Annotated in this window: 25 protein-coding genes, 2 tRNA genes, 1 other RNA gene and 1 other annotated feature; of the genes, 8 read left to right on the top strand and 20 right to left on the bottom strand. The window is 38.1% G+C overall.

The window, feature by feature from the left end; genetic code table 11:
* Window positions 1–7: 7 nt before the first annotated feature.
* A complete protein-coding gene (locus AC6UDD_RS04355; protein WP_500719298.1) occupies window positions 8–580 on the bottom strand; it encodes a thymidine kinase in 573 nt (190 codons plus the stop codon).
* 231 nt (window positions 581–811) lie between these two features.
* Here AC6UDD_RS04355 and AC6UDD_RS04360 point away from each other — a divergent pair, with 231 nt between their 5' ends.
* Both AC6UDD_RS04360 and AC6UDD_RS04365 read left to right on the top strand, forming a co-directional pair.
* Window positions 812–2,176 carry a MurT ligase domain-containing protein gene (locus AC6UDD_RS04360; RefSeq protein ID WP_500719036.1) on the top strand — a complete coding sequence of 455 codons (1,365 nt, stop codon included), beginning with the start codon at window positions 812–814 and terminating at the stop codon, window positions 2,174–2,176.
* Entirely contained in the window at window positions 2,176–2,880 is a 705-nt protein-coding gene (locus tag AC6UDD_RS04365; protein ID WP_500719038.1) for a type 1 glutamine amidotransferase, read from the top strand. The genes AC6UDD_RS04360 and AC6UDD_RS04365 overlap by 1 nt, the downstream gene beginning before the upstream one ends.
* Window positions 2,881–2,919: 39 nt before the next feature.
* Here AC6UDD_RS04365 and AC6UDD_RS04370 read toward each other — a convergent pair whose 3' ends face one another.
* On the bottom strand, window positions 2,920–3,276 hold the full coding sequence (locus AC6UDD_RS04370; protein WP_500719040.1) for a DUF1516 family protein: 357 nt from the start codon (window positions 3,274–3,276) through the stop codon (window positions 2,920–2,922).
* A gap of 123 nt (window positions 3,277–3,399) precedes the next feature.
* On the opposite strand from AC6UDD_RS04370, the gene AC6UDD_RS04375 reads away from it, so the two are divergent.
* Window positions 3,400–5,790, top strand: a complete 2,391-nt coding sequence (locus AC6UDD_RS04375) for a Xaa-Pro dipeptidyl-peptidase (RefSeq protein ID WP_500719042.1) — start codon at window positions 3,400–3,402, stop codon at window positions 5,788–5,790.
* A 44-nt stretch (window positions 5,791–5,834) separates the two neighbouring features.
* Here the strand turns inward: AC6UDD_RS04375 and AC6UDD_RS04380 are convergent, their stop codons facing one another.
* From AC6UDD_RS04380 to AC6UDD_RS04390, 3 genes are all read right to left on the bottom strand, one after another.
* Window positions 5,835–6,839: a serine hydrolase domain-containing protein gene (locus tag AC6UDD_RS04380; protein ID WP_500719044.1), complete on the bottom strand. Its 1,005-nt coding sequence runs from the start codon at window positions 6,837–6,839 to the stop codon at window positions 5,835–5,837.
* Window positions 6,840–6,912: 73 nt separating this feature from the next.
* Window positions 6,913–7,935 (bottom strand): linear amide C-N hydrolase, encoded by a 1,023-nt coding sequence (locus AC6UDD_RS04385; RefSeq protein ID WP_500719046.1) that lies wholly within the window; start codon window positions 7,933–7,935, stop codon window positions 6,913–6,915.
* A gap of 78 nt (window positions 7,936–8,013) precedes the next feature.
* A tRNA-Glu gene (locus AC6UDD_RS04390) sits at window positions 8,014–8,087 on the bottom strand.
* Between the two features lie 117 nt (window positions 8,088–8,204).
* Between AC6UDD_RS04390 and AC6UDD_RS04395 the strand changes: the two genes are divergently transcribed.
* Window positions 8,205–8,277 (top strand) — tRNA-Gln (locus AC6UDD_RS04395).
* A 63-nt stretch (window positions 8,278–8,340) separates the two neighbouring features.
* On the opposite strand, the gene AC6UDD_RS04400 is transcribed toward AC6UDD_RS04395, so the two are convergent.
* The 4 genes from AC6UDD_RS04400 to AC6UDD_RS04415 all read right to left on the bottom strand — a co-directional run bounded on the left by AC6UDD_RS04400 (window position 8,341) and on the right by AC6UDD_RS04415 (window position 9,928).
* Window positions 8,341–8,808 carry a DUF2798 domain-containing protein gene (locus AC6UDD_RS04400; RefSeq protein ID WP_500719048.1) on the bottom strand — a complete coding sequence of 156 codons (468 nt, stop codon included), beginning with the start codon at window positions 8,806–8,808 and terminating at the stop codon, window positions 8,341–8,343.
* Between the two features lie 132 nt (window positions 8,809–8,940).
* Window positions 8,941–9,435: a DnaJ domain-containing protein gene (locus AC6UDD_RS04405; RefSeq protein ID WP_500719050.1), complete on the bottom strand. Its 495-nt coding sequence runs from the start codon at window positions 9,433–9,435 to the stop codon at window positions 8,941–8,943.
* Between the two features lie 23 nt (window positions 9,436–9,458).
* Window positions 9,459–9,650, bottom strand: a complete 192-nt coding sequence (locus tag AC6UDD_RS04410) for a hypothetical protein (RefSeq protein WP_500719052.1) — start codon at window positions 9,648–9,650, stop codon at window positions 9,459–9,461.
* A 71-nt stretch (window positions 9,651–9,721) separates the two neighbouring features.
* The gene (locus AC6UDD_RS04415; protein WP_500719302.1) at window positions 9,722–9,928 is read right to left on the bottom strand and encodes a MerR family transcriptional regulator; all 207 of its coding nucleotides are present in this window, start codon (window positions 9,926–9,928) and stop codon (window positions 9,722–9,724) included.
* A 309-nt stretch (window positions 9,929–10,237) separates the two neighbouring features.
* On the opposite strand from AC6UDD_RS04415, the gene AC6UDD_RS04420 reads away from it, so the two are divergent.
* Both AC6UDD_RS04420 and AC6UDD_RS04425 read left to right on the top strand, forming a co-directional pair.
* Window positions 10,238–12,316 (top strand): NlpC/P60 family protein, encoded by a 2,079-nt coding sequence (locus AC6UDD_RS04420; RefSeq protein WP_500719054.1) that lies wholly within the window; start codon window positions 10,238–10,240, stop codon window positions 12,314–12,316.
* Window positions 12,317–12,430: 114 nt separating this feature from the next.
* Entirely contained in the window at window positions 12,431–12,745 is a 315-nt protein-coding gene (locus AC6UDD_RS04425) for a hypothetical protein (protein WP_500719056.1), read from the top strand.
* A gap of 72 nt (window positions 12,746–12,817) precedes the next feature.
* On the opposite strand, the gene AC6UDD_RS04430 is transcribed toward AC6UDD_RS04425, so the two are convergent.
* Together AC6UDD_RS04430 and AC6UDD_RS04435 are read right to left on the bottom strand one after the other, a co-directional pair.
* Window positions 12,818–14,182 (bottom strand): glucose-6-phosphate isomerase, encoded by a 1,365-nt coding sequence (locus tag AC6UDD_RS04430; RefSeq protein ID WP_500719058.1) that lies wholly within the window; start codon window positions 14,180–14,182, stop codon window positions 12,818–12,820.
* 97 nt (window positions 14,183–14,279) lie between these two features.
* On the bottom strand, window positions 14,280–15,449 hold the full coding sequence (locus AC6UDD_RS04435) for a class I SAM-dependent rRNA methyltransferase (RefSeq protein WP_500719059.1): 1,170 nt from the start codon (window positions 15,447–15,449) through the stop codon (window positions 14,280–14,282).
* Between the two features lie 117 nt (window positions 15,450–15,566).
* Here AC6UDD_RS04435 and AC6UDD_RS04440 point away from each other — a divergent pair, with 117 nt between their 5' ends.
* Both AC6UDD_RS04440 and ssrA read left to right on the top strand, forming a co-directional pair.
* Entirely contained in the window at window positions 15,567–16,340 is a 774-nt protein-coding gene (locus AC6UDD_RS04440; protein ID WP_500719061.1) for a Cof-type HAD-IIB family hydrolase, read from the top strand.
* Window positions 16,341–16,389: 49 nt separating this feature from the next.
* Window positions 16,390–16,756, top strand: a transfer-messenger RNA (tmRNA) gene (gene ssrA / locus AC6UDD_RS04445).
* A 271-nt stretch (window positions 16,757–17,027) separates the two neighbouring features.
* Here the strand turns inward: ssrA and AC6UDD_RS04450 are convergent.
* The 9 genes from AC6UDD_RS04450 to AC6UDD_RS04490 form a co-directional block, all read right to left on the bottom strand.
* On the bottom strand, window positions 17,028–17,189 hold the full coding sequence (locus AC6UDD_RS04450) for a hypothetical protein (RefSeq protein WP_500719063.1): 162 nt from the start codon (window positions 17,187–17,189) through the stop codon (window positions 17,028–17,030).
* A gap of 113 nt (window positions 17,190–17,302) precedes the next feature.
* A complete protein-coding gene (locus AC6UDD_RS04455) occupies window positions 17,303–17,887 on the bottom strand; it encodes a YdeI/OmpD-associated family protein (RefSeq protein WP_500719066.1) in 585 nt (194 codons plus the stop codon).
* Window positions 17,888–17,964: 77 nt separating this feature from the next.
* Window positions 17,965–18,468, bottom strand: a complete 504-nt coding sequence (locus AC6UDD_RS04460; protein ID WP_500719068.1) for a C40 family peptidase — start codon at window positions 18,466–18,468, stop codon at window positions 17,965–17,967.
* Between the two features lie 208 nt (window positions 18,469–18,676).
* The gene (locus AC6UDD_RS04465) at window positions 18,677–20,077 is read right to left on the bottom strand and encodes a DHA2 family efflux MFS transporter permease subunit (protein WP_500719070.1); all 1,401 of its coding nucleotides are present in this window, start codon (window positions 20,075–20,077) and stop codon (window positions 18,677–18,679) included.
* Window positions 20,078–20,198: 121 nt separating this feature from the next.
* Entirely contained in the window at window positions 20,199–21,596 is a 1,398-nt protein-coding gene (gene asnS / locus AC6UDD_RS04470; RefSeq protein WP_500719072.1) for an asparagine--tRNA ligase, read from the bottom strand.
* A gap of 43 nt (window positions 21,597–21,639) precedes the next feature.
* Window positions 21,640–21,848: a binding site (T-box leader), on the bottom strand.
* A gap of 46 nt (window positions 21,849–21,894) precedes the next feature.
* The gene (locus AC6UDD_RS04475) at window positions 21,895–22,644 is read right to left on the bottom strand and encodes a sulfite exporter TauE/SafE family protein (RefSeq protein WP_500719074.1); all 750 of its coding nucleotides are present in this window, start codon (window positions 22,642–22,644) and stop codon (window positions 21,895–21,897) included.
* A 23-nt stretch (window positions 22,645–22,667) separates the two neighbouring features.
* Window positions 22,668–23,414 (bottom strand): sulfite exporter TauE/SafE family protein, encoded by a 747-nt coding sequence (locus AC6UDD_RS04480; RefSeq protein WP_500719076.1) that lies wholly within the window; start codon window positions 23,412–23,414, stop codon window positions 22,668–22,670.
* Window positions 23,415–23,435: 21 nt separating this feature from the next.
* Window positions 23,436–24,209, bottom strand: a complete 774-nt coding sequence (locus tag AC6UDD_RS04485; protein WP_500696035.1) for a sulfite exporter TauE/SafE family protein — start codon at window positions 24,207–24,209, stop codon at window positions 23,436–23,438.
* Window positions 24,210–24,226: 17 nt separating this feature from the next.
* Entirely contained in the window at window positions 24,227–24,754 is a 528-nt protein-coding gene (locus tag AC6UDD_RS04490; RefSeq protein ID WP_500719078.1) for a GNAT family N-acetyltransferase, read from the bottom strand.
* Between the last annotated feature and the right edge of the window lie 72 nt (window positions 24,755–24,826).

The following is a 24,826-nucleotide window of genomic DNA, read 5'->3' on the forward strand; positions in this document are numbered from 1 at the left end:
ATTCTTATTACTCCTTATTCTTTTGTGCTTCAATCGGAGGATTGAAATAATGATAACGACAAACAGGATAATATGACTCGTTACCACCCATAAAGATCTGCTCGCCCTCATAAACGGGCTTCCCATCATGGACTCTTAGGTTCATAATGGCTTTCTTTTCACAAAACCAACAAATCGTTTTCATTTCTTCAATCTTATCCGCATACAATAGTAAATACTTCGATCCCTCAAACAATTTATTTTGAAAATCATTTTTAAGTCCAAATGCCATGACCGGAATATGTAATTGATCAACCACTTCGGTTAATTCAAAGATGTGATGTTTATTTAAAAACTGGGCTTCATCAACTAGCACACAACTAATGGGTTCATCGCGTTTTTCAATTTCATCTTTTATCATTTTAAATGCGTTTGAATCGGAATTAATTGAAAGTGCCTTACGAGTCAACCCAATCCGAGAAGCGATGGTCCCCTTCTTTTCCCTGGTATCAACGCCACTTGTCATCAAAATAACTGATTTACCCTGTTCCTCATAGTTATGAGCGACTTTGATAATTTCGATTGATTTTCCGCTGTTCATTGCTCCGTAACGAAAGAATAGTTGTGCCAAGCTATCACCTTTTCTCTATTTTCACTAACTTTTTCATTATATCGAATTTACCACTTTTTCGCATCCAAATTCAAAATTTGTTCTACCATTTGAATAATTGCTTTTTCTTAAATTAGTCACTATTCTTACTTATAAGAGTGATTTTATGATAGAATTATTTTTAATTGTGTAAAACTAATCATTTCTAAGGGAGAACTCATTATGTCATTTCAGAGTAGAATTGCCACCATGGCTGGTAAGTCATCTTACTGGTTCTTGCATAACTTTTTGCACCGTGGTAGCTCATTACCAGGAAAGATAACCACAGCGATTGATCCCAACATTTTAAAGACGCTAGGTGAAAATTACGATGTGATTATTGTGTCAGGAACGAACGGTAAAACTTTGACTACCGCACTGATCGTTCAAGTCCTAAAGGAAGAATATGATCAAATTCTGACTAATCCAACTGGATCTAACATGACTCAGGGAATTGTCTCAACTTTTTTACAAGCCAAGCATCCCAAGTATGGTGAAAATCCAATTGCGGTCTTAGAAGTTGACGAAGCCAACGTAAAACCAGTTGTTAAGGCCATCAAACCAAAGATGTTTGTTTTGACTAATATCTTTCGTGACCAACTGGATCGTTATGGTGAGATTTACACTACCTACCAAAAAATCTTAAATGGGATCTTACTAGCTCCAGATGCCTTAGTGGTTGCAAACGGTGATTCCGCCATTTTTAACTCTAAAAAAATGCCAAATCAACAAGTGTTCTATGGCTTTCAAGATCAACCAGCTGATAAAGACATCAAGGCAGCCCCTAACACGGATGGTGTTCTTTGTCCCGTTTGTTCGCACATTATGCACTACCATTACATCACTTATGGAAATCTGGGTGACTATTTCTGCCCCAACTGCGGCTTCCATCGCCCAGAACTAGATTACAAAGTCACCAAAGTGGTGGACGAAACCCCTACTAGTTCGACCTTCGACATTGATGGAAATCAGTATTCAATCGATGTTGGGGGGACGTACAATATTTACAATGCCCTAGCTGCTTATGCGGCGGGTCGACAAATGGGAGTTCGTCCTGATCAAATTAAACACGCTTTTGAAACCAACAAACGACTCTTTGGCCGACAAGAAGAAATCAAAGTCGGCGATAAAGAAGTCACCATTGTTTTAGTTAAAAATCCAGTGGGACTTAACCAGGTCATTGACATGATTTCTCATGAAAAAGAACCATTTTCGTTTGTTTTCCTTGAAAATGCCAATTATGCTGACGGAATTGACACAAGTTGGATCTGGGACGGTGACTTTGAACGTCTGCCAAAGATGAACATTAAGAAATTCATTTCGGGTGGTGAACGATACAAAGATATCACCTTCCGCCTTAAGGTTGCTGGAGTTCATGATGATAATCACATCATTGAACCAAACATTGAACCAAACATTGAAAAAGTGCTGGAACAAATCAAACAGTTACCCACCAAAAAAGTCTACGTTCTGGCAACGTACACGGCCATGCTTCAATTCAGACATTTACTAGCACAAAAAGGATTCATTAAAGGAGGAATGGACTAATGACAAAAACCATTCGAGTGGCTCACTTATACGGTGATTTAATGAATACCTATGGTGATATTGGTAACATTTTATCTTTACGATACTATGCCAAACAAATTGGTATTGAGGTCACCTCTGACGTTGTGAGCCTTGAAGAAAACTTCAATGCTGATGATTATGATTTCATGGTTTTCGGTGGTGGACAAGACTTTGAACAAACCATTGTTTCAAAAGACATTCAAACCAAAAAGGATGAAATTAAACGTTTCATTGAACAGGGTAAACCAGTCATCGCAATCTGTGGTGGCTTCCAGTTACTCGGAAACTACTACGTTGCGGCTAATGGCGAAAAACTTCCTGGCATTGGCGCCCTTGATCACTACACAGACGCAATGAAAGATAATCGTTTCATTGGAAACATTGAAATTCAAAACGAACAAACCAAGGAAAAATACCATGGCTTTGAGAACCACGCCGGGGTTACATACCTGGGACCAAGCGAACGAGCACTTGGCAAGGTCATTAAGGGACATGGAAATAACGGAAAAGATGGGACCGAGGGTGCCATCTATAAAAACACCGTTTGTACCTATTTTCATGGACCCATCCTAGCTCGAAACGGAAACCTAGCAAAGCGAATGATGTTTCACGCACTTGAAAAGAAGTATCCTGATACCGATTTTTCAGAAGATAAGAAAAAAGTAAAAGTTAACTCATTTTAAAACTAAAGCACTACCAATCAAATTGGTAGTGCTTCTTTTTTACATAAAATGAATAAACGGTCGACCGCCAGCCAGCAACAACCCAAGAATTGCCACCACTATAATTGCAATCACAGTCAACCACAAAAACCATCTTGAAAGTTTCTGTTGTGATTTAAAGGCAAACGCCATCTCAATCAGACCAATCAATAGTAACGCGCAAACAATCTTGATAATCGTCAAAACCGGATCACGTCCCCACGCAAATGGGATCAGAAAAATTCCTGAAATAATCAAAATTACATAACAAAGTCTGGCAATCATCGTCATGACTTTAAAGTGCCAGTTCGAAAAAAGAGCGATACAAACCACAATCAACAGCACCAACCATGTTAACAAATGAATCCAAATTAGCATAATAACACTTCCCCATTTAGATTAACTCCATTATACACAATCCATCAGGAATTTTAGTCACAATTCGTTAACACCCTTCTCTGGTTATGGCATAATTACTGAAAAGAAGGAGTGGTGGATGACATGAAAAATAATCAGTTCGCACAAGTACTAGTTGACCTTAACACCGCTAAGCAAGAGTTAGCCCAAGTTGGTTTTAATCCAACAGACATTGAAAATTCTCAAACCGTTTCAGAAGCATTTTTGAAATTACTCAGTAAAACGCTTATTAACGTAAATAATGAAAGTGGTCAAATGGAGCAATTGAATAATCGACTAGCAACTCCCGATAAACGACTTGGCGATTACTTGCAAAACAATGGTGAAGTCAACCAACGGGTTTTCTATCTAGTAGCTCTCCAACTGCTTGAATTTCAAGCAAACGTCGACTTTCAGGTTGATGCACCACTGGCAGCAATGAAAAAAATTAACTTGAAGTACCTCAATAAAGCTGGTCAGTGGGACATAAACGACTTGCTTCAGGCTTGGTACCTTCTACTAACTACTCATAACAAGACTGGTCAGACCTACCTTGATCACTTAGCAAATCAGGGATTCTTTAAGGGATTTCCAAAAGACAAGCCCCTCTTCTTTAATGGCAAAGCGCAGGCCATCTTTGAACCAGAAGACCTCATTTATGAAACTGTCTACGTTGAAACCGACACCGATTCTGATAAGGATGGAAAAGCTGACTTAGTTAAAGCTGAGATCATCCGTCCCAAAACTAATTTCAAGCTAGGAACCCTTTACACTGCTAGTCCATACGATCAAGGGACAAACGATGTACTTGGAGACCAAATCACTCATGATGTAAACAAACCAATTATTCGAAAAGAACCAGATGATACCATTTATTCTGACATTATGTACGAAGAACAACCCCAAAAGTTTAGTACTAGAACACCAAAGGGTTTTTCTGATGAAGCCACTGAGGGACACGTTGCAAAGCCTGGTTATACCTTAAATGACTACTTTTTAATGCGGGGATATGCAGTGGTTTATTCAGCTGGTATTGGAACCAAAGATTCTGACGGAATTCAGACGTGCGGTTCCCCCGAACAAACCGATTCAACAATTGCGGTAATTGAATGGCTCAATCATAAACGACAGGCATTCACCAACCGAACGGACAACATCGAGATCAAGGCTGACTGGTCCAATGGTAACGTAGCAATGACCGGACGTTCCTACCTAGGAACTCTTGCCAATGCTGCAGCAACTACTGGAGTGGGCGGCCTTAAAACCATTATTTCAGAAGCCGCCATCTCTTCTTGGTACGACTATTATCGTGAAAATGGTCTTGTAATGGCCCCGGGTGGATTTCAGGGAGAAGACGCTGACATTTTAGCGGTTGAGACATTCAGTAGAAGTCTCAACCCTGGTGATAATTTCCAGATCCGTCCTTTCTTTGATCGTTACTTATCGATTATGCAAAAACAGATGGACCGCACTACTGGAAATTACAACGAATTTTGGGACAAAAGAAACTACCGAAACAACGTTAAAGACATTAAAGCCGATGTCTTAATCGTGCAAGGCTTAAACGATTGGAACGTTAAACCAGTCAACGCAGCCAAACTATGGCAAGGAATCAAGTCTCTTCCAATTAATCAAAAGATTATCCTTCACCAAGGTCAACACATTTACATCAACGCCTTTCGTTCGTTTGATTTCAACGATATCGTCAATATGTGGATTTCACATGAGTTATATGGGATTGAGAATAACGTAATGAACCAAATCCCAAATATGATTGTACAAGACAACGTCAAGCCGGAAACGTGGAACAAAAAGAATAACTGGCTTGATAATCATAGTAAAAAATACTATTTAAATGATGAAAAACTAAGCAAAACTTCAAACAAAGGCCAACTTAAATACCAAGACCAGTTGGATTCGTCGCGATTTAAGGCATACTGTTCTAATCCAACACGGTGGGAAAAAGACTTACTTGATCCAAACAGTTCGTTAAAAGGACACCGTTTGATCTTTAAGACCTTACCTCTTAGTGAAGAGCAAATCATTTCGGGATTTAGTACCCTTCACCTGCGCATTGCCACGTCTAAGAACGTCGGAATCTTGTCAGCCCAATTGGTCGATTACGGAGATGCTAAAAGATTGAATGTTACCCCAACCATTCTTGAGCCCAAGGGAATTCTACTAGGACACAAATGGTACACGGATGATCTACGGGAATTCACCTTAAATAAGCATTCAACACCAAATAAAATGATTTCGTTTGGACATATGAACCTTCAGAATCGCCATTCTGCTTATCAAAACGATCAATTGGTCCCAAACCGATTTTATGATATTGATTTAACGTTACAACCAACCTTCTACCACCTTCCAGCTGGCAGAAAACTTGGACTAGTACTATACGGAACTGACTTTCAGATGACTCAATGCGGGAATCAAGAGATTGAGTACACGATTGATTTGGAAAACAGTTATCTTAAAGTTCCTTATAAATAAGAAAAACACGTTTGCCTTAAAAATAAAGCAAACGTGTTTTTAATCTAATTAAATAGTTCATCAAGATAAGTGTCAATTAAGTCATTTCGATCTTCCATGAAATGCTCACTTAAGTGAGGGTGAACCCGATTAGACAAAAAGACAAAGCCACTCTTTTGGTTACGATTGAGTACGATTACCACCCCTGTGTAACCAGACTGCCAAATGTACGGATGACCTTCGTAATCAGCTAAAGCCCATCCAAATGACCGAGTGCCATCCCCCATTGGCGTCTGATCGGTATACAACTCATCAAACGTCTCATTATTAAAGATACTACTACGACTATTAACCTGAAGCATCCATTGAGCAAAACGAGACAAGTCATTTAAAGTACTAAACATCCCAGCTGAACCACAGTCATCGCCCAAGATTTGCGCCTTGGGGTCATGAACTTCACCCTGCAAATTAGTACGGGTTTCTTCATTGTACGTGGTGGGAACAGAACGTTGCGCTTCTGGATGAAAAGTCGTGTCATTTAAACCAAGTGGTTTTAGGATCATTTGCGTGATCAGTGGTTGAATGGGAATTCCCATTACCAATCCAGCAATCCATCCTAAGAAAATATAGTTCACGTCTTCGTATTTCATTTGCTTGTTAAAATTATCACCTACATGAAGACCTAAAAGGGCCTCACGAAGCTGATTGATGTTCATTTGATTTCGATTGGGAATGTACCCTTCAATCCCGGACGTATGGGTCAACAAATGACGAATGGTAACCTCTGGATACTTCCATTCTGGTAAATAATCAGAAACAGAATCATCCAAGTGAATTCGCCCATCTTGAAGCAAGCGCATGATAACCGGCAGGGTCCCGACCACTTTGGTCAAAGAAGCAATGTCGTAAACGTCGTTTGGTCCAACGGCTTTTTTCGTTGGCTCCACTTGCTTTAATCCCATCTCATCACTTTCAACGTTCATCCCAGTGATAAACGAAAACGCCGCGCCTGGGATACTCTGGTTTTCAATCATTTTTTTTATTTTAGCTTTTGTCTTTGAAAAATTCATTTTTTTCTCCTAATAACCTCAATTATACCAATTTCTCTAAAAATTAAGAGAGCAAAATGCCTCCAGATTGAATTTACTGAGGCTCATTAACTTTCCACGTCTGATCAACGTCAAATTTCTCAATTTCAGTGCGGTTAGGATCAAGAGTAGCACGGGTCATCGTCGGACAGCTTGGTGTTTGTAAATACAAGGTCCGGTTTTTGACGTCATAACCAACCCAATACTGAGTAGAATCACATTGTTGCGGCAAATCAGGATTTTTACTGATACCCTTTGGAACGATGAATGGCTTAAAACAATTGTATAAAGTGCTTATTCCTTCAGCATCGGAAAATTCATCCATGTTTTTCGAGATAAAAGTTGCCCGAATAAACCGCGATGGTGAAGAATAATCTCCTGGAAGCCCAAACATTCCATATCCAGTACCACCTTCGATTGGATTAACCGGTAATTTTCCACCAATCTTAGTCGGCTTCTGATTATAAGCATTTAACGAAACGTAATTTCTAAGGTTAGTAGTATGAAATGAATATTTCGGACTATTGGTCATCACTCCAATACTATCGTATATTTTAAATCCACCATTATCCGTCGCTTCAAGCACAATGGAATTCCCGTTTTCATCAGAAAAGGTGTAATGAAGATGAAGCTTACCAGCCTTTCCATGAAAAACATAATGTTTATCAATCAATCCAGTGGTCTTAGCGAGTTTTCTGATGTCATCAAGCGTTGCACATTGAGTTAAAACATATGTCCCAAATTCCTCACCAAAAACTGGTGTTAGATTACGAGCTTTTAAATCTGTTTCACTTCCATGAGTGGTTTCCAGAAGAACCTGAAGATCTCCGGTGATTCCTTTTTCATTGATACCATCAAACAGAAGACTTCCTTCGTCAGGGCCAATCCCCATAACTGCATACTTGCTACGCCAGTTTTTTAATTCTGACTGAATTATCTGATTTGCAGGAATATTTACGATTTTAGTTGAGACAGCTGCTTTTTCGTTAGGGAAATCAAAAAGTGAAACCATAAAGTCCATCGTACGGCCCCAAAACGGATGACCATCCGTAGATTTAATAATAATTGAAGTACACATATCCAAATCCTCCTCAGATTTATTTATAAAAAAATGCCCTCAAACATAACTATGTTTGAAGGCACCATCATCTTTGAATTACCCGTATGAGACTTGAACTCATAGCTCCGCCTTGAGAGGGCGACGTCTTAAACCAGTTTGACCAACGGGCAATAAACTGAACAATTACATAGTTTACCCAATTTAAACCGGTCTGTCAACAAAGTAATGCAAAATTTTCTGTTGACAACTGTCCATAAAGAATTGTAGTATATTAGATGTTCAATTATTGAGTATTCGCCAAATTGGTAAGGCAGCGGACTCTGAATCCGCAATTTACTGGTTCGAGCCCAGTATACTCAACTATAAATACTAAAAGAACCATTTCAATAATTATTGAAATGGTTCTTTTTTATTGAATTGATTTTAATTCCTGATTTCTTGAACTTTACCCAAAACCATTCTAGCAATTGGTCCAACGATCAGAAGTTGTAATGGTAGAGCCAAAATCAAGTTTCTAATCCACGTCATCCCAAACGTTGCTAGATTAAGACTTGACAATCCGCCTTCAACTACAATTCCGAAAATTGACATGCAAGTTACCATTCCTAACACCATCAAAATTGAAATTCCTAAAGAAATCAAAAGTGGCTTCTCTTCCATTTTTTCATTAAAGATAAATTTGAAAAAGATCCCCTTTGCAAGTGGTCCCACAAAAAGCAAATCGCAAACAGCCGCAATAACTAACGCAAATGGATAACCCACTAACACACTTTTAACAAAAGTAGAATCAACCCCACTTCCGAGTGCAATATTATAGGCCTCCATCACGATCACCATCATTCCGGCCATTAATCCAGTAAACAATAATTCTTCCTTAAAATCCTTTGGCATACTTAACCTCCTAATTTTTCAGCAATGATTAATCTACCATAAAGAATTTTTTCATGTAAGCTTTTATTACAATAAAAACTTAATTAATAAAAATAAGGACCAAGCATTTTAATGCTCGATCTTTATAATTAATCACTTTTTCTGATAGAAGTAATACAAAATTCCACACACAATCAAAACCGCATAAATAATACTAAGAGGTAGTACTTTGATGACAATCACTACCGTCGCAATCGAAATTGCGATTGCAATCCAGAAAATTACCTTACCAATGTCAGCTTCAGTAAAATGATGAGGTTCATGACTTTGATTTTGATGCTGGTAATTAGAATAATTATAATTAGTGTTTTGCTGATAAGAATCATTGTTAGCGTTAGATTCACTAGAATGTGACTCATAACTAGACTGACTTGATCCTGCATATGATCCAGAACTGTAATTATTTTCTTTAATAATTTCGTATGCACTGGTAATTTCTTTGAACTTGGAGGCATCATCAGGGGAATGATTAACATCGGGATGATACTTCTTAGCTAATTTGCGATAAGCTCGATCAACTTCTTGTTTGTTAGCTGTTGTGGGTAATCCTAATATTGCATAATAATAGTCTAAGTTTCCATATGCCATCATAATCCCCCCCATAAGTGTATTTACACTAATTCTACCAAACATTGAACAATTCGGTTAATCAGTGCTTGATAAAAACGTCTTGGGGATTTAGGGTCATTACTTTGCATATTTTTGAATTGATTGAACCAAAATTTCTGTAGCACCAGTTCCAATCCTACTATCATAATATTTTTAAAACTGATTTTTGTGTGATTTGTAAATTTTTCTTCCATTATAATAAGTATTTTTATTCCCTAATGATTATTTTAATGAATTAACAGCAAACAAATTAAAATACTTTTCATTAATTGGGTCTTTTCAGACAAAGCATCCCTTGAATCAGGACTTTATTGTGAAAACTAAAATCTGGATTGTTCATAATTTTTTTAATTTCTTTTAAGTCAAAACCAAAACTTTTGTAAAACAAAATCAACTGTAGTCTTAAAATATCAGTAAAATTATATCTTCGATAACTAGATTCTAAATCTCGTTCAATGATCGATAAATCTATTCACCCATAGTATTAAAAGATACAAGCTGTAATACCCGTCATGACAGCTAACTCTTTTATTTTGTGTATGAATACTGTCTCCATATAAATCATTACTAACTGTCACATAACGTCGTAGTCAAGCCGTTTAGTCATGTTTTGTAAGTAACACAGTTATATTACACTAATGTTACTGAAACATTACTAGTTTAACAAACTATTTCCTGAATGTTTCGCACTATATCATTATAGTTACGCTTGAGTTTAACTCTTTTTTTCACATAGTTTTGATGTTATTGTTTATATATTCCAAAGGAGGAAATTAAATATATGAATAATGATAAATTACACTATAAAATGTACAAAGCTGGTAAGAGATGGATGTTTGCTGCCCTTGCAACTACAATGGTTGCCGGTGGCCTTCTAACTACCAGTAGCGTTGTTAACGCTGACGCCTTAGGAAATAACACACAAGCTACTCAAAGTGCCAAGAAAGATAATGGCACTATTAAAAATGATTCATCTAAGAGCGCAGCCAAAGTTAACACTAACGTTGATAATCAAACAAACGATGCTAATGCTACTAAAGATGCCACTACTCAAACTAATGTTGCTTCAAATAATGATGTAAACAACACCACTAATGATGCAACAAAGGCTACAACTACTAACGATCAATCAGCAACTACTGATAATAATCAAGTAGCTGAAAACAACCAAAACAATCAAAATGATGCTAACAATGATGCAGTTAAAAACGATAACCAAACATCAACTGTTACACCAAACAAGATTGAAAACAAGGTTGCAGAAGCCGTTACTCCTGCACAATCAGCTAAAGCTGATGTTAACGTTAATAATTTAGACAACGCTGTTTCTGCTAAAGCAGATAACAACCAAAACAACAACGCTGACCAAAAGACTACTAACAATGATTCAGTTAAAGCCGAAGCTACTACACAAGCACAATCAGTAAATACTGAAAAAGCTGAAAATAATGTAACTCCAGCTACTAAATCTGAAACTACTCAACAAGCACCTGCTAAGCAAGCACCAGTTTCAAACAACGATGCAAAACAAGCTGATGCTAAAACTACTACCCCTGCACAATCAGCTAAGACTGAAACTGTTAAGACTAACACTCAAAACAACAATGTTACCCCAGCAACTCATTCTTACTCGAACGTTCAATTGAGTGCCGCTCGTGCAGCCGCAACTAATTTTAGAGTTCAAAATGTCAGCTTTAGAGCTCAAAACACTAATGCCGATCAAGTAGTTAACATTGGTAGACAATACGTTGGAACTCCATATGTTTGGGGTGGCAGTACACCAGCAGGATTTGATTGCTCTGGATTCGTTCAATATGTATTTGGCAAGGCTGGATACAGTCTTCCAAGAACTACTTACAGTCAATACCCTGCTACACAACACATTTCACGTAGCCAAGCTCAAAAAGGTGATTTAGTATTCTTCTCTAACGGTGGAGATCTTTACCACGTTGGAATTTACTTAGGTAATGGTTTAATGCTTGATGCTCAAAACCGTGGTGTTATTTACAACGATTCACTTAGCTACTTCCCTGGTACCGTATTATTCGGACGTGTTAACGGATTTAACGGTGGTAGTGCAAGTACTTACACACCAAGCCAAAACACTAACAACAATTCATATACTCCAAGAGCTAACAACCAAGCTAGTTCAAACTACGTTCAACAAAACGTAAGCACTCCAGCTGCAAGACCTACTAATAACAGAGCATATACTTACAACTTGAGAGCTAATGTCCCTACTACTCAATTGAGCACTGTTAAAAAATCAGCTAGTGTTACACCAACTCCAGCTGCTTCAAATAACCAACAACAAACTGCTAGTGTTGCACCACAAAACACTAAGACTGTTAACTTGAGTGCTCAACCAGTAAAGGCATCTGTATCAAATACTAGTGCCAACACTAACGAAACTGTCAAAGCTCCAAAGACGACTTCTAACGTTCAACAAAATGTTCAACAAACTCCAGCAGCATCAAAACAACAAGTAAGTAACTTGTCAAATGACACTACTGCTAAGAAGAACATGGTTGATTTAAATGCTTCAAAGAAGTCAACTGACCAAAAGGCAGCTCTTAACAAGAATACTTCCGCTAAGGTTGTTTCAAACAAAGAAGTTTCTGACAAGAATGCTTCAAACAAAGAAACTGCTGCTAAGGTAAACAATGATGATAAGACAACTTCACACATTGCTACTAAGGACAACGGTCAAGCTTCTGCAGTTAAGAACAATGACCAAAAGAATGGTCACATCTTGCCACAAACTGGTCAAGCAAGTACACTACTTATGAGTGCCATTGGTTCTATCATGGTTGCTCTTGCCGCAGTACTTGGTTTCAGACGTAAAGATACTGACAAATAATATCTAAACTAATAAATGGTCTTCCGATAATCGGAAGACCATTTTTATTTATAAAATTAGATTGCTATTGAAACAGCATTAGTGCTATTCTTTTTATATTGGAGGTATGACAATATGGACGCACACTCAAAAGAAAAAGAACTCAAAAAATTAATCAAGGATCAAGAAAAGTTTCAAAAAGAAAACTCAGATAAATTCAATGCTGATTTACTAGCTAACTACAACGAACGAATGGACGTTGTGAAAGAGTTGATTGAAAACGAAAATCAAACCAACAACCTACGTGATACTAAGGTTGATAAGCCCGCTCGAGATGACAAACGTGGAATGGATAAAAACCGGCACGTTGACGACCAAATGAATGACCTTGAAAGAGCCCAACAACGTTTGATTAAGAAACTACGTACTCTTGAGGGAAAATGGGAATAACTCTCTTATTACAATCAAATCATTAATCATATAAAAAGAACGGATTCAAATGAATCCGTTCTTTTTATTTACTTAGTTATCGTTTTCTTTTTTTAATTCTTCATCAAGCTTCTTGGTTAATTCTTCGTAACCAGGTTTACCTAATAGTGCGTACATATTATTCTTGTATGCTTCAACGCCTGGTTGGTTGAATGGATTAATACCATTTAGGTAACCAGAAATAGCAACCGCAACTTCAAAGAAGTAAATCAAGTAACCTAGTGAATACTCTGATTGATCAGGAATATGAACGGTCATAACTGGAACTCCACCATCGGTATGAGCTAGCACAACCCCTTCATAGGCTTTAGTATTAACTTCGTTAACCGTGTCATCTTGAAGGTATTTAAGACCATCAAGGTTTGATTCTTCCTTAGGGATAGAAATGTCGTAATCCGGCTTATCAAGTTTAACAACCGTTTCAATCAGATCACGGAGCCCCTCTTGAATGTATTGACCTAATGAATGAAGATCAGTTGTAAAGTTAGCTGATGATGGATAAATTCCCTTTTGATCCTTTCCTTCTGACTCACCCATTAACTGCTTCCACCATTCTGAGAACATTCTCATATTTGGTTCGTAGTTTTCGAGTAATTCTGTGGTGTAACCCTTTCTGTAAAGGATATTTCTCAATGCAGCGTAACGATAAGCATCATTCTTATTAACATCTGGATTGGTGTATTCCTTAGAGGAATCAAGGGCACCCTTCATTAATTGACTAATGTCAGCACCAGTTGCAGCAATTGGTAATAAACCAACTGGTGTAAGAACTGAGTAACGTCCACCAACACCATCTGGAATTACGAATGTTTCGTAGCCATTAGCGTCGGCTTCTTGTTTCAAAGCACCTCGATGAGCATCAGTAGTAGCATAGATTCGTTTGTTAGCTTCATCTTCACCGTACTTTTTAACTAACTTTTCTTTGAAAATTCGGAAGGCAATTGCTGGCTCAGTGGTGGTCCCAGACTTAGAAATGATGTTAATTGAAAAGTCATCGTCACCGATGTAGTTCAATAAATCATGAATATATGGAGCACTGAGTGAATTACCCGCAAAGACAACCTTGACACCACGACGCTTGTCATCAGGTTCAGAGTTGTAAAAAGTACCATTCAGAAAATCAACGGCCATCTTAGCACCTAAGTATGAACCACCAATTCCAATCACAACTAAAACTTTTGAATCAGACTTGATTTTGTCAGCTGCCTTTTGAATTCTTGCAAACTCATCTTTGTCATAATTTTCTGGAAGATATAACCAATCCCGGAAATCACTTCCAGCACCAGTACCATCCCTTAACTCTTTATCCGCCGCAGTCACCATCGCTTGAATCTCAGGCAACTCATCTGGATGTACAAACTTGCTTAACTTAGAATCATCAAATTTCAAATAAGCCATTACACTATCCCCACTTTCTGTAATATCGCTTACATTATACAACAAAAATTAATTGCATAATGATGTTTTTGCTCTGTTAATTTTATTATATTAGTTCTTATTTAATCCGCACATTGATTCCCTTAAACGAACCCTCCCGTTCATAGTCAGGGTCAATCGGAAAATCATTTGGGTTAGAATAAGTCTTGCCAAAATTAACGTTGACACCGTTTGCAGCAAAGGCATCTGAGATTTCAGACCGAAATTTTTTCGAATTCATTTTACTAGTGTCCGTGGTAAAGAAGATGGACGCATCCTTATTAGCAACTTGACTTACCGCACTAACAAGAGTTGGCAAGTCATGCTTAATTTCAAACCGATTCTTTTTATCTCTAACAAAGACGGGTACGTTAACGGTAATTATGTCAAACTTCAAATCGTGCTTTTGTGCATAATCTAAGTAGCCAAAGACACTCATTTTTCTTACTTCTTGAGCACCAATCACATAGCCATTAGCATCAATTTCATTAATCAATTGAGATTTAGCACGATTACTATCATCAACGTTAACGGTCTTCACACTGCCACCACCAATCATGGCACTAGCAACTCCAGTTCCCTCATAAAATAGATTTAGACCAACTTTATCCTGTGATTGATCAAAAACATCCTGCCTGACATCGCGATAAATAATGTCTAATCCTGTCGTTTTCGCGTTCTGCAAACTAATCGGATACGTTACTTCACCCTCCAAGACATTAGCAGAACCTACTGGATCGGGACTAGCGTTTTCAATCGACTTGATCTCAGAACCATGCTCAAACTGCTGGTATTCGTATAAGTTCTGGTAGCTCCCCAATTGATTAACAATGATTGGAATCAATTGATTTCGTAATTGATAAATTCCAGCATTTTCCCAGATAATCACGTCTTGACCATCGTAGCTGTCAATCGTAATTCCGGCCAAACCATCTCCTTGTCCGTTGAACTGGCGATGAATATCAATGCCTTCATCTTGAAGTAAGATCCGCTTACTAAAAGCATGACTAAATATGTGACCAAAGAAATGATCGTCAATGGATTGATTTTCCTTACGGTCCAAAATCCAACCAATTCCGCCGGCTTGTTTGCCAAAATAAGCACTGGCAACGAAATGATCACCCTTAATCAAAGCCACGATTTCGCCATTGCTAAAATCAGCTTCGTTAACTAAATCTTTTTCACTAATTTGTGGGTAACCACCCTCAAATTTTTTGACGGCTTTACCGGTTATTTCAACTTTTTTCATATTATTTTATTCTCCTCTAAAAATCGCTTCTTATCTCATTGTACATGTAATCACGATTAATTAGTAGGATTGCAAAGTAGGTCATATGTTAAAATGATAAGCAAAGGAGATTCGATTATGTATAAATATTTAGTATTTTTTGACTTGGACAGAACCTTGTTTGATGAACATTCAAAGGTGAACGATGAAGTCGCAAATGCAATGGAAGAAATCAGAAAACACGGTGGCCTTCCGGTAATCTCAACCGGAAGGAATCTTTTTGAAATTAGAGATACCTTAGAGAAAACCAAGATTGATTCCGTAGTGGCCGCAAACGGTGATTTTGGGATGTTAAGAAACCAAGAAGTCTTTTCTAATACAATCGATCCCAAAATCATTGATCGATTGTATAGTTTCGTTGAAGAACACGATAATACATTAGTTCTATTGAACCAAAAACGTGGTGCCATTACCAACCACGATGAACTGGCAGTTAAGGCCTTTGAACACGTCCACGCTCCACTTCCAACCATTGTTACAAGAAAATATTGGCACGAAAATCCCATTAACATGATGGTGGTTACTAACACTGATCTGGATACTGACTATGTGGAAAACTTCGGAGATGTACTAACCTTTTACCGTAATTCTCCCTACTCAATCGATGTGGTCGTTCATGACGTTTCTAAGGCAACTGGCATCAAACAATTAATCAATACTGCTGGACTAACTGGAATCACCACATACGCATTCGGAGACGGCAATAACGACATCCCAATGTTAGACTACGTTGATCATCCCGTCGTAATGGGTAATGGACTTCCAAACGTTAAACCACATGGTGAATTCATTACCACTAAAAATACCGACCACGGAATTGTCAACGGACTGAAGCATTTTAACTTGATCTAAATTACTGTAAATTAGGCAGATATCATGGTATAGTAGTAATGTGTCTGTCGGGGGCGTTATGGATTCGACGGGTATAGTTTGAGCCTGAATTGCATTCCGTACGACGATGCGTCAAATCGCTCAGTTTAATTATAACTGCAAAAAATAATAACAATTCTTACGCCGTAGCTGCCTAATAAGCGCTTGACGTAGATCTAGCTGATTTTTCCTATGGATCAGTCCTAGGTCCTACCTTTAATAGGATACGCTTACTGCTCCCATCTGAAGTAGTATGAAGAGATTAATCAGATTAGCTGTGCATGCTAGCATTGACTAATTGCGGATTGTACAGTGAATTTCAAATGATTAGCCTACGAATGTAGACGTTCAGGAGGCAATGTGCTCGGACGCGGGTTCAAATCCCGCCGCCTCCATTTTAAATAGTTTTATATTACTGCTTTTTCAATGTTTTAAACAGATGGGCATGATGTAAAACTAATAATATGTGTACAAAACACAAAAGCGACTATCAATAATTGATAGTCGCTTTTATTATTATCTCAAATCATCTTTTCTACTGTATTTAAGCTTAAATTATTTTACAGATCATTTAGTCTTAGTTTAATTAATTCTGCTAATTCGTCATTTTCATTGAAGGAAAATAATTCATGTAAATGAACAAAAATATAATTCTTTTTATTCATTCGCTCATTTTTTGGCAAGTTCTCTAAGAGAATTAATTTGTTCTTTAGTAGCTAGCTTACTTTTAAAATTATTAATTTTTGGCGAATTCTTTTCTAATTCTCTATAGACATTTTTATTATCTTTTTTTGATACATAAAAGTTTTTAAAGAAGCTCGTACTTGCCATAATATCCCTCCTGTTAATTATATTGTATATAAAAGCCCTATATTTAGCATAGGAAAACAGTTAAAGAAAGTTAAACCTAAATAATGTTTAGAAAAATTGAACCAGATACAAACTTAATAATGCAGCAATCTTCCATCATCACACCAACCACCATACATTTCATTGGCTCTCGTCTTCTTTACTAGCCTATGCAACCGGTGTTTATATGATTGGGGTTTACTAAATTTCAAGCGTGATTGAACGCCATCAACGCGAACTCGTTGGTACAAATCGGGAAACTGGTTAAAGTTATCCCATACTTTCGGGTCACGTTTTAAAGCTCGTTTAACTGGCTGGATAATCTTAAACGATTTAGGCGACAAATCTGGCAACACCCGTTTGCCTTCGTCAGTCATTAAACCCAATTTAATTAGTCTTCGAGCGCGTTCTTTGTTGAGCTCGGTCCAATTACTGTTTTCTTTTCGAGGAGTAAGACGTTGAGCCAGTCCAGTCTCATCTGAACTTTTGTGCAAACCATCAACCCAGCCAAAACACAGTGCTTCTTCGACGATATCCAAATAAAACATCTTTTCTTCAGTCGTTTTACTCATACTGACCGGGATCCACAGACAATCTTCTCTCTTGCAGTTTTCGGTAAACCAGTCCCGAAGCTCCTTTCTTGATGTAATCGGTAAAAATGGCTCGTCTTTTCTTAACACTTGAAATGCACTCCCTTCAACATTTGCCTACATAGTAATCAGCAAAGTTAAAGAAGTCAAAAAAGCCGTTAGGCTCATTAAAACCTAACGGGACTTTGAACTGTTTTCTTAGCAAATGAAACGGGACGCGAAACACCCACTAAATGCCACCACGGGGCATGAATTGGTTCAATCACCACTCCACGATTTTGCGCATCGATCATTTGATGTTTGTTTAAAGCAACCCCAACGTGGTAAATGTCACTTTTACTTGAACCAAAGAAAACCAAGTCACCCTTTTTAATTTTACTCTTTCTGACATGCTTATAAGTATCGTATTGAGCCTGTGCGGTTCTTACAAGATTGCGATTAGCACCATTTTTCATGACATACTGAGTAAAGCCAGAACAATCAAAACTGTCTGGTCCAACTGCACCGTACGAATATGATTTACCAAGCTCACTAGTCGCAACCCGCTTAACGTTTGAAAAATGGACTTTACTTGCGGATACCCGTGTTTGATTGGTGGACATGCTGACAACACCAAATAAACCTAACGCCGCAATTGTTACCACTATGCTTTGAATTAATCCTTTGAACATCTTACCAGCTCCTTTATGTAATTTATTGTGTATTTATTTACAATCATCCCACAACTTCTATGATAGGTTGGGATTAATACCAAATGATTACATCACGATTGCAAATCCATTAATTCCAGTAATTATAGCAAAACTTTGTGAATTTAATTTCCTATTAAACAAAAAAAGATGGAAATCACTTGATTTCCACCTAAAATACGTTTTTAATTTATTTTTGATCTTTTTTTGGCGTTCTAATCATAACCGCAAACAGTAGTCCAATAACCGCAATTACCAAGAAAACCCAGTAAACCATGTGGAATCCATTAACCTGAGCTGGCATTGCTGGCATGCTGAGTTTGAAGAATCCAGTTGCTCTAACTAATACAATCGTAGCAACCGCAACTCCAGTTGAACCCAGCACCTGTCTAACCGTCGTAATTAAAGCCGTTCCATAAGAAATCAAATCTTCTGGAAGTGAATCGGCCCCAAGGGTTACGGCAGGCATCATGACAAAGGCATTTCCACCTTCAATGAGCATTGCCAGAACCATCATGCCCCAAATATTGTAAATTGGGAAGAAGGCTAAGATAGCCCATCCCACTACAATCATCAACATTCCTGTTAACATAACTGGCTTAAATCCAATTTTATCAACAATCGTACCCGTGATTGGGTTCAAGATACTTAAGAAAACAGCTCCAGGAACTAGTGCCATCCCGGAAATGAATGGTGATACTCCTAGTACCTGTTGATAGTACAGTGGGAAAATGATCGTAACTACAATCAATGAAATGTATGAGAAACCGGTCAAAAGCACCGCTAAATCATAGTTAAAGGTCTTTAAAACGTTCAAGTTCAAAAGTGGATTGCTGATTCTGAACTGACGGAATACAAACAATGTAATCAAAACGATACTAATAACCAGGATGAGTAAAAGCATTCCATAGTTATTGTTTGGTTTAGCAATTTCACTAATTACGTACAAGATTCCAATCAAACCAAATGAATAGATGATTGAGATCCAATCCAACTTCGATTTAATTCTTGGCATAACGTCTTTCATCACAAAGAATGAAATCAAGAATACAGCAGTGATAATCACAATGAAGACATCAAACAAACCACGCCAAGTGGTAAACTTCAAAACGATTCCGGAAATGATTGGCCCACACGCCAGAGCTGAACCCATGACCAGTCCAGCAACTCCCATGATCGTTCCTCGATCATCTTCTGGCGTGATATTTAGTAAAACAGTTTGATACGATGGAAACAAAATTCCAACGGCAATTGCCTCTAAGGCTCTCCCAATCAAAACCCACGCAAAACTATTGCTGATTAAAATAATCAACGTTCCCAGGTCGAACATCAGTAAAACTCCCATAAAGAGTTTCTTAAAACTCATGTTGTTCAACAGCCAAGGACTGATCGGCATCATGATACACATGATGATCATAAAACCAGTCGTTAGCCACTGAACGGTTGATGCTGAGATATCAAAGTACTTCATCAATGTGGGATAAGCCGTCGATAACGATGACTGACTAATCGACATGGTGAAAGTACCAATTAACATGATGGTAATAAACCAAAATCTTTCTAATCTACTAAGTCCATTACTTTTTGCCATATAAAGCGCTCCTTTTCGATTTGTGCTAATTTAATAGCTATTTATAGACTATCATTTTTTCATTTGAATTGTTACAAAAGATAACAAAAAAGCTCATGATTTCTCATGGGCTCATTTTAGTCTAAAATTTAATGCTACCTTGGGTTCTTGGATAAGGGATAACATCACGAATATTATCCATCCCAGTAACATACATCAGTAATCGTTCAAAACCAATTCCAAAGCCAGAGTGCTTGGTGCCCCCGTATTTCCGTAATTCGAGATACCACTCGTACTCATCCTTTGATAAATGAAATTCATCCATTTTGTCAGCCAGTTCTTGCTCACGCTCTTCACGTTGGCTTCCTCCAACTAGTTCACCAATTCTTGGGACCAAAAGATCTGAAGCAGCAACGGTCTTGCCATCATCGTTATCACGCATATAAAAGGCCTTGATATTCCGTGGATAATCGGTAACAAACACGGGTTTACCAAACACTTTTTCGGATAGATAACGTTCGTGCTCGGCCTTTAAATCAATTCCCCACTTAACTGGGTACTTAAATTCAACGTCGGCTTTTTCAAGCAAATCAATTGCTTCAGTATACGTGATCCGCGCAAACTTCTCGTTCACAGTAGTTTGAAGTAACTTAAGTAAGTTGTCATCGACGTTGTCATTTAAGAACTGAAGGTCCTCTGAAGCATTTTCAAGTAAATAATTAATGACATACTTTAACATGTCCTCAGACGTTTTAATAATGTCATCCAAATCAGCAAAGGCCATCTCTGGTTCAATCATCCAAAACTCAGCAGCGTGACGTTTAGTATGCGAATTCTCAGCTCTAAAAGTTGGCCCAAAAGTATATACGTTTCTAAATGCCAGAGCAAAAGCCTCAACTGGTAATTGTCCACTAACGGTTAAGTTCGTCTCTTGACCAAAGAAATCCTTTGAGTAATCGACTTTACCATTCTCATCTTTGGGGAGGTCATTTTGATCTAAACTAGTGATCTGGAACATCTCGCCGGCACCCTCAGTGTCACTACTAGTAACAATCGGAGTGTTTACATAAACAAAGCCATGTTTTTGCATGTATTCATGAATCGCAAAGGCTGCCATCGAACGAATCTTAAAAACAGCGAAAAAAGTATTAGTTCGCGGACGTAAATGTGCAATAGAACGAAGGTACTCAAGTGATTGTTTCTTCTTTTGCAGTGGATAATCTAGATCAGAAACACCCTCAATCTTAACTTGCTCCGCATGAATTTCAAATGGCTGCGGGGCATCCGGAGTGTCAACGAGTTTGCCAACCACCTTCAGAGTTGAACTAATCGGCAGTTTGATGACGTCATCAAAGTTATCGAGATCACTCTTGACGATCACTTGAACATTCTTAATGTATGAACCGTCGTTGACTTCGATAAAAGCAATCTTTTTGGAATTACGAATGGTCCGAATCCATCCTTCTAAAACTACTGATTCATCACCAAAATCGTGTTTCTTAGTGTACAAATCTTTTGCTAAAACGTTTTGCTCTTTCATACTTAACAACTCCTTTTTAGACAATAAAAAAGACCTCATCCGAAAAAGGGACGAGGTCATCGCGGTACCACCCATATTGTTTATGTAACATAAACCAACTCACACAATGATAACGGATTGCAACCGTTAGCCCTACTTCGTTCAAGCTTCAAAACTCAAGGTGTTTTTCCCACTAACTCTTTATCGAACTCTCACCAGCTTCGACTCGCTATAAAAGAAATTAATGGTACTCGTCTTTTTTATTGCCATATCTTATTTGATTTAAAAATACCATAATCACAGGCTGGTTGCAACAGCATTAATAAGTTTTAATTCCTAAATAAATGGCCAATAAAACCGCTAAGATTCCAACCCCATACTTCATGATATTGGATGGGATGAGACGTACGATTGCTGGCCCAATGTATCCACCAATAATCAATCCAATCGTTAAAGTAATCAGAACCGGCCAATTAATCTGAATTGTAAAAATAAAGATCAAAGCCGAGATCCAATTCATCACTAGTGACATCACATTTCGAATGGCATTATCCACGGCATATGACTCATTTAAAGCTCGCATTAAAATTGCCATGATCAGAATTCCACCACCAGCACCAAAATAACCTAAGTATATTCCAACCAACGTCAGTGCGATGGCGGTAATGGTCTTACCCCATAAGCCCAAATGGGTTTTCGTTAACTGCCTTTGACTCTTCGGTAGCATGATCAAAATTCCAGACAACATGATGACAACTGGTGCGATATCCGCAAAGCTCTTGTTGGAACTATGAAGAAGGATTAAAGAACCAAGTGCGGATCCGATTCCGGCAAAAATAACCACTTTTAAAATGGTTTTACCTTGACCCTTTAATTCTCTTTGAGATGAAGCCACTGCGCTCATGTTACTAAACGCAAAACCAACGATGTTAGTCACACTAGCAACGATTGGTGATAGACCGGCAGCTAACATTGCTGGATATGAAACAACACTAGCGAGTCCCACAGCGGTTCCCATAATTCCACTTAAAATCCCAGCAACAATCAATAAGAAATACTTTAAAATCAAACTTCCACTTTCTCCTTGTTTTACTAATAAGTCTTAATTCCCAAACAAATCGCTAATACAATGGCACCAATCCCAACTCCATACTTCATAATATTGGATGGAATATGACGTACGACTGACGGTCCAATGTATCCACCCACAAGTAAACCAATCGTGATGGCAATTAAAGCCACCCAATTGATTGGCATCGTAAACATGAATATGATGGCCGAGATCCAGTTCAAAATTAACGAAACAAAATTTCGAATTGCGTTACAAACGGCATAGGGTTGATTGACGGCTCGAAGTAAAATCGCAATCAACATGACCCCTCCACCAGCACCAAAATAACCTAAATACATCCCAACAAAAAGAAGTGCAATGGCCGTAATTATTTTCCCCCACACGGTCATATGCGTCTCAGATAATTGTTTTTGACTCTTTGGCAGCAACATCAAAATTCCCGAAATCATAATGATGATTGGAGCAACGTTTTCAAAACTCTTATTTGAACTATTAAGGAGGATAAGTGAACCAATAATGGTCCCGATCCCAGCACAAATGGTGACCTTAAAGATGACCTTGCTTTGTCCTTTAAGTTCTTTTTGAGACGCTAAAATGGCGCTTGAATCACTAAAAGCAAAGCCAACCGTATTGGTGACATTTGCAACAATCGGTGCAAATCCTGCCAGTAGCATCGCCGGATAAGCGACCAAGCTGGCCAGTCCAACCGTACTTTCAAGCACTCCGCTAACAACTCCTGCAACCACTAAAAAAATTAAATTCCACATAATATTTTCCCTACATCTTTTTTAAAAATATGCCTGATATGCTAAGAAAGCAGCCAGGATAATCGCACCAATCGCAACCGTGTATTTCATTACAGCTGACGGAATTACTCTCACGATAATGGGACCAATGTACCCACCAATAAACAACCCAATGGCAAGCACCACTAAAGCACTCCAACTAATCGGTGTCGTGAAAATAAAGATGGCAGCTGATACTGCGTTCATGGTTAAAGTCGTCACATTTCGGACCGCATTGCAAATGGCGTATGGTGCATCGATAATTCGAATCAAAATGGCAGCCATTAACACTCCGCCTCCGGCACCAAAATAGCCAACGTAAATCCCGACAATCACAATGGCAATCGCGGCAATTGCACTCGCTGTTTTTGAAATGCTTTCAGAAGCAAACGTTGACTGCCGCTTTGGAATTAACATTAAAACCCCAGACAGTAAGATGACAAAGGGAGCTACATCTTGAAAGCTCTTATTGGAACTATGTAACAGGATAATTGATCCAATAACCGCACCAATGACCGCAAATAGCATAACGTGGAGAGTGACCGAGCCCTGTCCCTTAAGCTCTCGTCTCGATGACAAGACGGCACTCGTTCCGCTAAAAATAATTCCCACCGTAATCGTGACGTTTGCCATAATTGGTGGTAATCCAACAAACAAAAGTGCCGGATAAAGAATCACACTTGCCATGCCAACGACACTACTCAACGTTCCGGCAATGATGCTAGCAATTAAAAGAAAAATGCCATTAAATAACAACGAAAGAACCAACTTTCCCAATTAAGATTATTAACTACTTACTTAATGTTAACACTAATTGGCTTTTCCATTATCAAATCACGCTGCGCACTCTTGCCAAGTTGAAATACATGATCACCAACTGGCTTAAATCCCATTTTTTGATAAAATTTCAATCCAGCATCATTATGTTCCCACACGCCAAGCCAAATCTTTTCTTTCCCTTTTTTCTGTGCCTCTTTAACCGCCAAATTAATCAATTCGGTCCCTAGACCATGACGTTTAAACTCTTTTTTCAAGTAAATTCGTTCCACTTCTAAGAGACGCGGACCCATTTCTTCGGATTGAGCATCATCAACGTTTAGTTTTAGATAACCAGCTAATTTTCCATCAATGTAGGCAAAATAAAATTGAGAATTGGGATCAGAAATTTCATTCTTCAATTTTTCCGGATCGTAAGCATTATCCAAGTATTGATTTAAATTTTCAGGTTTATTTTCAGTGCCAAACGTATCGGCAAACGTTTCTCGACTAATGGCTTGTAAAGCACCAACATCATCAATCGTTACCCTTCTAATATCACTCATCACTTTTGACCTCCATTAATAATTTAGTTAATATTTTAACTAATTTACTCTAGCTTGCAACCATTGTCATTT

It is taken from the genome of Fructilactobacillus sp. X2R1C3, assembly GCF_059901425.1.

What these genes read in the sequence shown, in the direction of transcription:
- AC6UDD_RS04355 (WP_500719298.1), bottom strand. Translation starts at nt 580, where the DNA reads ATGAACAGCGGAAAATCAATCGAAATTATCAAAGTCGCTCATAACTAT.
- AC6UDD_RS04360 (WP_500719036.1), top strand. Translation starts at nt 812, where the DNA reads ATGTCATTTCAGAGTAGAATTGCCACCATGGCTGGTAAGTCATCTTAC.
- AC6UDD_RS04365 (WP_500719038.1), top strand. Translation starts at nt 2,176, where the DNA reads ATGACAAAAACCATTCGAGTGGCTCACTTATACGGTGATTTAATGAAT.
- AC6UDD_RS04370 (WP_500719040.1), bottom strand. Translation starts at nt 3,276, where the DNA reads ATGCTAATTTGGATTCATTTGTTAACATGGTTGGTGCTGTTGATTGTG.
- AC6UDD_RS04375 (WP_500719042.1), top strand. Translation starts at nt 3,400, where the DNA reads ATGAAAAATAATCAGTTCGCACAAGTACTAGTTGACCTTAACACCGCT.
- AC6UDD_RS04380 (WP_500719044.1), bottom strand. Translation starts at nt 6,839, where the DNA reads ATGAATTTTTCAAAGACAAAAGCTAAAATAAAAAAAATGATTGAAAAC.
- AC6UDD_RS04385 (WP_500719046.1), bottom strand. Translation starts at nt 7,935, where the DNA reads ATGTGTACTTCAATTATTATTAAATCTACGGATGGTCATCCGTTTTGG.
- AC6UDD_RS04400 (WP_500719048.1), bottom strand. Translation starts at nt 8,808, where the DNA reads ATGCCAAAGGATTTTAAGGAAGAATTATTGTTTACTGGATTAATGGCC.
- AC6UDD_RS04405 (WP_500719050.1), bottom strand. Translation starts at nt 9,435, where the DNA reads ATGGCATATGGAAACTTAGACTATTATTATGCAATATTAGGATTACCC.
- AC6UDD_RS04410 (WP_500719052.1), bottom strand. Translation starts at nt 9,650, where the DNA reads ATGGAAGAAAAATTTACAAATCACACAAAAATCAGTTTTAAAAATATT.
- AC6UDD_RS04420 (WP_500719054.1), top strand. Translation starts at nt 10,238, where the DNA reads ATGAATAATGATAAATTACACTATAAAATGTACAAAGCTGGTAAGAGA.
- AC6UDD_RS04425 (WP_500719056.1), top strand. Translation starts at nt 12,431, where the DNA reads ATGGACGCACACTCAAAAGAAAAAGAACTCAAAAAATTAATCAAGGAT.
- AC6UDD_RS04430 (WP_500719058.1), bottom strand. Translation starts at nt 14,182, where the DNA reads ATGGCTTATTTGAAATTTGATGATTCTAAGTTAAGCAAGTTTGTACAT.
- AC6UDD_RS04435 (WP_500719059.1), bottom strand. Translation starts at nt 15,449, where the DNA reads ATGAAAAAAGTTGAAATAACCGGTAAAGCCGTCAAAAAATTTGAGGGT.
- AC6UDD_RS04440 (WP_500719061.1), top strand. Translation starts at nt 15,567, where the DNA reads ATGTATAAATATTTAGTATTTTTTGACTTGGACAGAACCTTGTTTGAT.
- AC6UDD_RS04450 (WP_500719063.1), bottom strand. Translation starts at nt 17,189, where the DNA reads ATGGCAAGTACGAGCTTCTTTAAAAACTTTTATGTATCAAAAAAAGAT.
- AC6UDD_RS04460 (WP_500719068.1), bottom strand. Translation starts at nt 18,468, where the DNA reads ATGTTCAAAGGATTAATTCAAAGCATAGTGGTAACAATTGCGGCGTTA.
- AC6UDD_RS04465 (WP_500719070.1), bottom strand. Translation starts at nt 20,077, where the DNA reads ATGGCAAAAAGTAATGGACTTAGTAGATTAGAAAGATTTTGGTTTATT.
- asnS (WP_500719072.1), bottom strand. Translation starts at nt 21,596, where the DNA reads ATGAAAGAGCAAAACGTTTTAGCAAAAGATTTGTACACTAAGAAACAC.
- AC6UDD_RS04480 (WP_500719076.1), bottom strand. Translation starts at nt 23,414, where the DNA reads ATGTGGAATTTAATTTTTTTAGTGGTTGCAGGAGTTGTTAGCGGAGTG.
- AC6UDD_RS04490 (WP_500719078.1), bottom strand. Translation starts at nt 24,754, where the DNA reads ATGAGTGATATTAGAAGGGTAACGATTGATGATGTTGGTGCTTTACAA.